Here is an 8382-nt window from a genome sequence, read left to right as displayed (position 1 = left end):
AGGGGGCGGCTCCGCAAGCGGCGGGTCCGGAGGCGGTGGCTCCGGAGGAGATGGGTCCGGAGGAGATGGGTCCGGAGGCGGTGGCTCCGGAGGGGGCGAAGCGGGAGGGGGTGAAGGGCCGGGCCGGCTCGGGGAGTTCGCCGGTGCTCAGCAGATCGGCCATGGCGTCGCCGGTGACGGGCGTGAGCAGAACGCCGTTGCGATAGTGGCCGGTGGCCAGGTGGAGGCCGGGCAGGGCGGTGGGGCCCAGCAGCGGCGCGTTGTCCGGGGTGCCGGGCCGCAGACCGGCGCGCGTCTCGGTGAGGGGCAGTTCGGTGATGCCCGGCACGAGTTCGTGCGCGTCGCGCAGCAGCTCGTACACCCCGCCGGCGGTGACCGTCGTGTCCCAGCCGAGCTCCTCGCTGGTGGCCCCGACGACCAGTTCGCCGGTGGCGCGCGGCACGAGGTAGACATGGCCGCCCCGCACCACGGCCCGCACCGTGCGGGACAGGAAGGGCGCGTAGGCGGGCGGCACGGTCAGCCGCAGGACCTGGCCCTTGACCGGCCGCACGGGCGGCAGGACCTCGTCCGGCACCCCGGCGAGGCGGCCGCTGAGGCTGCCCGCCGCGAGCACCACCTGGTCGGCGGCCGGCGCCTCGCCGTCCGCCAGGACGGCGCCGGCGGCCCGGCCGGCCACCACCGTCAAGCGCTCCGCGCGGGCCCGGTGGAAGACCACCCCGGCCCGCTCACAGGCCGTCAGGAGGGCCGCGGCGAGCCGCCGCGGATCGACCTGGTGGTCGCCGTCGACCCGCAACCCGCCGCGTACGCCCGGGGCGAGCAGGGGCTCCAGCCGCCGGCACTCGCGCCCGGTCAGCCACTGCGACTCCAGGCCGCAGCGCAGCTGCAGGGCGTGCAGCTCCCGCAGTTCGGCGCGGTCGTCGGCGTCCAGCGCCACGGCGAGCGTGCCCGTGGCGGCGAAGCCGATGTCCTGCCCGCTGGCCTCCTCCAGCTCGGCCGCGAAGGCGGGATAGCGCCGCGCGGAGTTGAGGTTGAGGCCCAGCAGGACCTCCTCGCCGTAGTGGAGCTCGGTGACGGCCGCCAGCATCCCGGCCGCGACCTGCGCGGCGCCGCCGCCGGGCGCGGGGTCGGCGACGGCGGTGCGCAGCCCGCGCTGGGCCGCCCGCCAGGCCGTGACCAGGCCGATGACCCCGCCACCGATGATCAGTACGTCGTAACCGCGGCGCGCTGCGCCGCCGGTCGCGTGCATGGGCGTCAGCCCCTCCCTTCGCCGGCATGACCCGGATCAGGTTCGTACGGTCGGAGGCCGCTTCAGCCTCCCTCTCAGCCCGGTGCGCCCGGGCTCCCGCGAGTGCTTGGTACGCCGGCCACCCTAACCCGAGGGCGCGGCGCCCGGTAGGAGCGGTGGGGCACGGCCTCGCGGGGCACGGGGCCGGCCCGGCGGTGATGTTGTGTCAGAGATCTCCGTCCGGACCGCTGCGGAAGCACCCGCCCGCCGTCCTACAGTGATCCGGTGACCGAGGACAACGAGCAGCGCGGCCCCGGCGGCACCGGGGAGAGCGCCGGGGCGCCGGACGCCCGGCGCGTCGTGATCGTGGGCGCGGGCATGGCCGGCGTGCAGACCGCCGTGGCCCTGCGCGAACAGGGCTGGGCCGGCGGCATCACCCTGCTGGGCGCCGAACCCCACCCGCCGTACGACCGTCCCCCTCTGTCCAAGGCCGTGCTGCTCGGCAAGGCCGAGACCTCGGCCTTCGACGTCGACTTCGCCGGCCTGGACGTCGAGCTGGTCCTCGGCCGGCAGGTGACCGCCCTGCGCGCCGCCGAGCGCGTCCTGGTCACCGACGCCGGCCCGGTGCCCTACGACGTCCTGGTGATCGCCACCGGCGCCGAGCCGCTCACGCTGCCCGGCACCGAGAGCGACCCGGGCGTCCATGTGCTGCGCACCCTCGACGACGTCGAGCGGCTGCGGCCGGTCCTCGCCGACCAGCGCGAGGTCGTCGCGGTCGGCGCCGGCTGGATCGGCGCCGAGTTCGCCACGGCCGCCCGCGAGGCGGGCTGCGCCGTGACCGTCGTCGAGGCCGCCGGCCGGCCGCTGGCGGGCGCCCTGCCCGCCGAGGTGGCCGCCCCCATGGCGGCCTGGTACGCCGACAACGGCACCCGGCTGATCACGGGCGCCCGGGTGGCGGCCGTGGAGTCCGGCAGCGTCGTCCTCGCGGACGGCTCCCGGCTGCGCGCGGACGCGGTCGTCGTCGGCATCGGCGCCCGCCCGGCCACCGGCTGGCTGGCGGGCTCGGGCGTGGACCTCGCCGAGGACGGCTCCGTACGGGCCGACGACCATCTGCGGACCTCGCTCCCCGACGTCTACGCCGTCGGCGACTGCGCCTCCTTCCCCTCCGCCCGCTACGGCGCGCGGCTGCTCGTCCACCACTGGGACAACGCCCTCCAGGGGCCGCGCACCGTGGCCGCCACCGTCGTCGGCGGCGAGGCGGAGACACCCGCGTACGACCCGGTGCCGTACTTCTGGTCCGAGCAGTTCGGGCGCTTCGTGCAGTACGCGGGCCACCACGCGGCCGCCGACCGTACGGTGTGGCGCGGCGATCCGTCGGGCCCCGCCTGGACGGTGTGCTGGCTGCGCGAGGGCCGGCTGATCGCGCTGCTGGCCGTGGGCCGACCGCGCGACCTCGCCCAGGGCCGCAAACTCATCGAGAGCGGCGCGCCGATCGACGAGGAGCGGGCGGCGGACCCGTCGGTTCCGCTGAAGTCGGCGGTGCGCTGAGGCCGGACGGCACGGCCGTCCGGGGAGGGTGACGGGTCCGTTCAGGGAGCGTCACGGGTCCGTCCGGGGAGCGGCTCGGGCCCGTCCGGGGCCGCCCGGCTACCGACTGTCAGTCGGGGATGGCAGGCTTGTGCCGTGACCGAGATTGACACCAAGATCGATGCGCTCGTCTCCGAGTGGCTCACCCTCCCCGACATCGCCGAGCAGTTCGGCGTGGAGGTGACCCGTGTCCGGCAGCTGGTCAAGGAGGGCCAGCTCATCGCCGTGCGCCGCGGTGAGAACCGGGTGCTGATGGTGCCCGCGGAATTCATCGGGGAGGGCCGGGTCGTGAAGGGCCTCGCCGGGACGCTCACGCTCCTGAGGGACGACGGCTTCACCGACGAAGAGATGCTCGAGTGGCTCTTCACCCCGGACCCCTCCCTGCCCGGAACCCCCGTGCAGGCGCTGCGCGAGAATCGCGGCACGGAGGTGAAGCGCCGCGCCCAGGCGCTCGCCGTCTGACCCGACGACCCGTACGGCGTACGGGCCGCGCCGGCGGCGGGACCGCTCCCGCCGCCACCGCCGGCCCGTACGCCACCGACCTGGGGGGAAGCTCCATGGCCACCGCCGCCCGCTCCACGACGACCGCCGCCGACCGGCTGTCCGACGCCCGGTTGTATCTGTGCACCGACGCGCGCAGGCGCCAGGGCGACCTGCCGGAGTTCCTGGACGCCGTGCTGGCCGGCGGGGTGGACATCGTCCAGCTGCGCGACAAGGGCATGGAGGCCGGCGAGGAGCTGGCGCACCTGGAGGTGTTCGCCGACGCCTGCCGGCGGCACGGCGCGCTGCTGGCGGTCAACGACCGGGCGGACGTCGCCCACGCCATCGGCTCCGACGTGCTCCACCTCGGGCAGGGCGATCTGCCCGTGCCGGCCGCCCGCGCCATCCTCGGTGACGCGGTCCTGGTGGGCCGCTCCACGCACTCCGAGGCCGAGGTCGCCGCGGCCGTCGCCGAGCCGGGGGTGGACTACTTCTGCACCGGGCCGTGCTGGCCGACGCCGACCAAACCGGGGCGCCCCGCCCCCGGGCTCTCGCTGGTGCGCCACACCGCCGCCCTGGACCAGGACCGGCCGTGGTTCGCCATCGGCGGGATCGACGCGGGCAACCTCGACGAGGTGCTCGACGCCGGGGCCCGCCGCGTGGTCGTGGTCCGGGCGATCACGGAGGCCGACGACCCCGGTGCCGCCGCGGCGGAGCTGGCCAAGCGAGTGCGCGAACGCGTCGGGTAGTTGACCGGATTCGATCAGTACTGTCCAAGGGGTGGACAGTAAAGCGACCAAGCGGGCATATCAACCGCTTGTGGTTGGGGCGGCGGAGCGCCGCTGGTTAACCTGCCGCTATGGCCCTTGGCACTGCTTCCACCAGGACCGATCGCGCTCGGACCGTGCGTGATCTGCTCGCCTCCGGCGAGCGCTCGTATTCGTTCGAGTTCGCGGCGCCCCGGACCGAGAAGGGCGAACGGACCCTGTGGAACGCCATCCGCAGGATCGAGGCCGTCGCCCCCACCTTCGTCTCCGTCACCTACGGCGCGGGCGGCTCGTCCCGGGACGGCACCGTCCGGGCCACCGAGCGGATCGCCACGGACACCACCCTCACGCCCGTCGCCCATCTCACGGCCGTCAACCACTCGCTCGCCGAACTGCGCAACGTCATCGGCACCTACGCCGACGCCGGCATCCGCAACATGCTCGCGCTGCGCGGCGACCCGCCCGGCGACCCCATGGGCGACTGGGTGCAGCACCCCGAGGGCGTGCGCTACGCCGCCGACCTCGTGCGGCTCATCAAGGAGTCGGGCGACTTCTGCGTGGGCGTCGCCGCGTTCCCCGAGATGCACCCGCGGTCGACCGACTGGGAGACCGACATCCGGCACTTCGTCGACAAGTGCCGGGCCGGCGCCGACTTCGCCATCACCCAGATGTTCTTCCACGCCGAGGACTATCTGCGGCTGCGGGACCGCGTCGCGGCCGCCGGTTGCGCCACCCCGATCATCCCGGAAATCATGCCGGTGACGAACGTCCGCCAGATCGAGCGCTTCGCGCAGCTCAGCAACGCGGCGTTCCCGCCGGACCTGGCGGAGCGCATCCTCGCGGTCAAGGACGACGCGGCCGCTGTACGCTCCATTGGCATCGAGTACGCCACACGGCTGTGTGAGCGCTTGATGGCCGAGGACATTCCGGGGCTGCACTTCATTACCCTGAACCACTCCACGGCCACGCTGGAGATCTACGAGAACCTCGGACTGCACCAGCGGTCCTGAACGACGGCCGGAAGAGCGGCGGAAGAGGGGCGGGCATGGGCTGGACGGTCCTCTACATCGCATTCGGCATCGTGGCGCTCTGGTTGCTCGGCGAGGTGCTGCTCCAGTACAAGGCGCGGCTGCGCTGGCGGCTGCTCGCCTTCACCGGCTTCGCGGGCGTCGTCGTCGGGGTGCTGCTGCCGTCCGTCTGGGTCATCGTGGCGGGTGCCGTCGCCTTCGCGGTCGGCCAGACGTATGTGACGCTCTCCTTCCGGCGGGGCTTCTCGACGGGGTGGGCCATCGGCGGCCGGCCCGGCTCCAGCAAGCGCCGCCGCGCGGGCCGGTCCTCCTCGTCCGGCGAGTCCGCCGCCGGCGGGTCGGCCCCGGGCAGGAAGGCCCTGGGCAAGAAGGGCCTGGGCAGGACGGCGGCCGGCAAGGGAGCAGGGGGCAAGGGAGCCGCCGGCACGGCTGCAGTGGGCGGAGCGGCCGCGGCCGTGGTGGGCGCGGTGGGCGCCGTGGGGTTCGGCAAGGGCTCCGACGACGACGCGGACGACACCACCCCCGGCACCGCGCCGCTCCCGGCGCACGAGGCGGGGGAGCGGGAGGCCGGCGAGCGTCCGGACGCGGGGGCCGGCGCGGAGGCGGACTCCCGGCAGGGCGGCGCGCCGGCCGGCGCTGCCGACGAGACGGCCGCCTACCCGATGTACTCCGACCCGGCCTACGGCGACACCGCCTACCCCGACTACGGCGGCGCGGCGTACGCGGCCCCGGCCACCGGCGACCCGCAGGGCGCCCCCGGCTACGCCCCCTACGACGGCGGGTACGACCCGCTCACCGACCCGGCCCCGCCCTCCGGTTCCGGTTCCGGCTCGGGGAGCGGATACGGCTACGACGGCCAGGGGTACGCCGCGTACTCCGACCCGTACATCGGGGCCCAGCCGCCGGCGTACGGACCGTTCGAGCCCTTCGGTGACCCGTCGTACGGCGGTGACCAGTACGGCGGCTATCCGGCGGCGGCCGGGGGGCAGTCGTACGGCGAGACCCCGCCGGGCGGCGTCTGGGTGCCGCCGCAGCGGGGCACCGAGCCGGCGGCCGACCCGCAGGGCTACCCGTACCCCTCGGGCCACGGCCAGGACGAGCCGTACCGCTACTGAGGCGACCGCTGCCGAGGCGACCGCCGTGGTCGGTGGTCAGTGGCCGGTGGTCAGTGGCCGATGGTCGGCCTGCGGCCGGTGGTCGGTCGGCGCGCGTCCCGGGTTCCGCTACTGATTCCGCTTGCGGGGGCCGACGCGGGGTCGCGCCGTGCGGCCCGCCGGGGTGGGGCGCGCCGCGCGGGCCGTCGCCCCGCCCGCCGCCGTACGCCGCCCGCCCCGGGACGGGCTCGTCACTGGGAGCCGCGCCAGTCGTCGCCGTTCACCCGCAGGCCCGCGACCAGCGCCCCGGACATCCCCGCGTGCGGCAGCCCGCCACCGGGGTGGGACCAACCGCCCGCCAGATACAGGCCGGGCAGCGCCTCCCGGGTGTTCGCCCCGTGCAGCCGGCCGCCCGCCAGCGAGGGCGGCGGCACCGCCCCGATGCCCGTCTCCCGCTCGGTGTCGGCGGGCGTGCGCACCACGCGCCACAGCAGCCGCTCCCGCAGATCCGGAACGGCCCGCTCGGCCGATGCCAGGGCCGCCTCCGCCCACGCCTCCGCGAGGCCGGGCGCGGTCCAGTCGACGGCCCCCGACGCGACGGGTCCCCCGGACGCACCCGTCCCGCCTGTCCCGCCCGTGCCGCCCGGCGCGGCGTGCGGCGGCACCGTCACGGTCACCGTGACGGCCTCGTGCGCGTCGTCGGGGCGCAGCTCGGGGTCGTCGGGCCGCAGCACGGTCACCGTCGGCCGGAAGCCCGGGGGGAGCCGGTCCGCCGCCCGCTCACCGAACACCGCCGCCAACTCCGCCGCGTGGTCCGGCGTATGCACCACCGTGCGGTGCGCGGCGTCCGCAGGCCGCGCCCCGCGCAGCGCCAGCAGCAGGGTGAGCCGCCCGCGCGGGCCCGCCCCGGCCGCCCGGCTCCCCGGGGCGCCCGCCGAGGCCGCGGAGGGACTCCCGTCGCCGTCGCCGCCGTCGCCGCCGGGCACGACGCCCCGCGCGTACAGCGACGGCACCGGCATCCCGGAGACCACGAGATCGGCCGCCACCCGGGAGCCGTCGGCGAGCAGCAGGCCGCGCGCTCGGCCGTCCTCCATCAGCACCCGCACCACCTCGGCGCCGAGGACGAACTCCACCTTCCGCGCCGTGCAGCGCTCGTACAGGGCGTCGGCCAGGGCCCGCATGCCGCCCCGGACGTACCAGCTGCCGAAGGTCTGCTCCAGATACGCCAGCACCACCGCGCTCGCCGGCGCGGTCCGCGGATCGAGGCCATGGGCCAGGGCGTGGCTCTCCAGCAGGGCGATCAGCCGGGGGTCGCGCAGCTCACGGCGGGCCACCTCGGCGAGCGTCGGCGTGCCCCGCCGGAAGAACCGGCGCCGCACGGCCGGATACGGGTCCCGGTGGAGCGGCGGGCCGTCGGGCCGCAGCGGCTCCTCCAGCAGCGGGCGGCGGGTGGCGTCCCAGACGTCCCGCGCCCGGTTGATCAGCTCGCTCCAGCGCTCGCCGGCGCCCGTGCCCAGCGCCGCGTCCAGGGCGGCGACCACGCCCGCGCGGGAGGCGTTGGGCAGCCGGACGGCGGTGCCGTCGGGGAAGAGATGGTCGGCGGCCGGGTCCACCTGCGCCGTCGCCACCAGCTTCTCCAGCGGCTCCTTGCCGGTCTTGACGAACAGGTCGCGATAGACGGCCGGCAGATGCAACAGCCCCGGGCCGGTGTCGAAGCCGAAGCCGTCCCGCTCGAAGCGGCGCACCCCGCCGCCGTACGTGTCCGAGCGCTCGTACACCGTCACCCGGTCCCCGGCCACGGCGAGTCGTGCCGCCGCCGCCATCGCGCCCATCCCCGCGCCGATCACCGCAATCCGTGCCATGCCGAGACCATAACCGCAGGGTCCGACAGCGCCCGCGCCGCCCGCCCGCGTCGACCGTCCGCTCGGTCCCGAGGGCGGGTGCCGGAGCCCCGAGGGGCCGGTGTGCGCAGGGGTGCGCAGGGGTGAGTACCCGTACCTAGTCCACGAGATGAGTAGGTGCGCGGATGGTCCGGGGCCGCCCCGGACGGAAGAGTGGTGATCACCGAGAGAGGCGCGGCGCCGGACCGCCGGCACGGGGCGGCGGAACGGCGCGGCACCTCTCGCGGTAACGGGGTACGGGGGAAACCACGGGGGACCGACGGGGGAAACCACGGGGGAAGCACGGGGGAGCGGGGGGGG

At 76.0% G+C, this 8382-nt stretch carries 7 protein-coding genes and 1 riboswitch; of the genes, 5 read left to right on the top strand and 2 right to left on the bottom strand.

Annotated elements, in window-relative coordinates:
- Window positions 1-1246 (bottom strand): glycine oxidase ThiO (thiO, locus tag ACSNOD_RS24965; RefSeq protein WP_436769290.1); only part of this gene is annotated, 1246 nt, incomplete at its 3' end.
- Window positions 1243-1356, bottom strand: a riboswitch (TPP riboswitch). (Overlaps the previous gene by 4 nt.)
- 247 nt (window positions 1357-1603) lie before the next feature.
- On the opposite strand from thiO, the gene ACSNOD_RS24960 reads away from it, so the two are divergent.
- The 5 genes from ACSNOD_RS24960 (at window position 1604) to ACSNOD_RS24940 (ending at window position 6202) form a co-directional block, all read left to right on the top strand.
- Window positions 1604-2773, top strand: coding sequence for an NAD(P)/FAD-dependent oxidoreductase (locus ACSNOD_RS24960; RefSeq protein ID WP_436769291.1), 1170 nt, complete (start codon window positions 1604-1606; stop codon window positions 2771-2773).
- Between the two features lie 135 nt (window positions 2774-2908).
- A complete protein-coding gene (locus ACSNOD_RS24955; RefSeq protein WP_436769289.1) occupies window positions 2909-3274 on the top strand; it encodes an Rv2175c family DNA-binding protein in 366 nt (121 codons plus the stop codon).
- A gap of 95 nt (window positions 3275-3369) precedes the next feature.
- Window positions 3370-4041, top strand: a complete 672-nt coding sequence (gene thiE, locus ACSNOD_RS24950; RefSeq protein ID WP_436769288.1) for a thiamine phosphate synthase — start codon at window positions 3370-3372, stop codon at window positions 4039-4041.
- Window positions 4042-4151: 110 nt separating this feature from the next.
- Window positions 4152-5069: a methylenetetrahydrofolate reductase [NAD(P)H] gene (gene metF, locus ACSNOD_RS24945; RefSeq protein WP_436769287.1), complete on the top strand. Its 918-nt coding sequence runs from the start codon at window positions 4152-4154 to the stop codon at window positions 5067-5069.
- A 35-nt stretch (window positions 5070-5104) separates the two neighbouring features.
- The gene (locus tag ACSNOD_RS24940) at window positions 5105-6202 is read left to right on the top strand and encodes a hypothetical protein (protein ID WP_436769286.1); all 1098 of its coding nucleotides are present in this window, start codon (window positions 5105-5107) and stop codon (window positions 6200-6202) included.
- 230 nt (window positions 6203-6432) lie between these two features.
- On the opposite strand, the gene ACSNOD_RS24935 is transcribed toward ACSNOD_RS24940, so the two are convergent.
- Window positions 6433-8043 carry a phytoene desaturase family protein gene (locus tag ACSNOD_RS24935; protein WP_436769285.1) on the bottom strand — a complete coding sequence of 537 codons (1611 nt, stop codon included), beginning with the start codon at window positions 8041-8043 and terminating at the stop codon, window positions 6433-6435.
- Window positions 8044-8382: the final 339 nt, after the last annotated feature.

It is taken from the genome of Streptomyces sp. URMC 123 (assembly GCF_051386515.1).
In the GTDB taxonomy this organism is placed as follows: domain Bacteria; phylum Actinomycetota; class Actinomycetes; order Streptomycetales; family Streptomycetaceae; genus Streptomyces.
The sequence above is the reverse complement of the archived record's forward strand: the minus strand, read 5'-3'. Positions and strand labels throughout refer to the sequence as shown.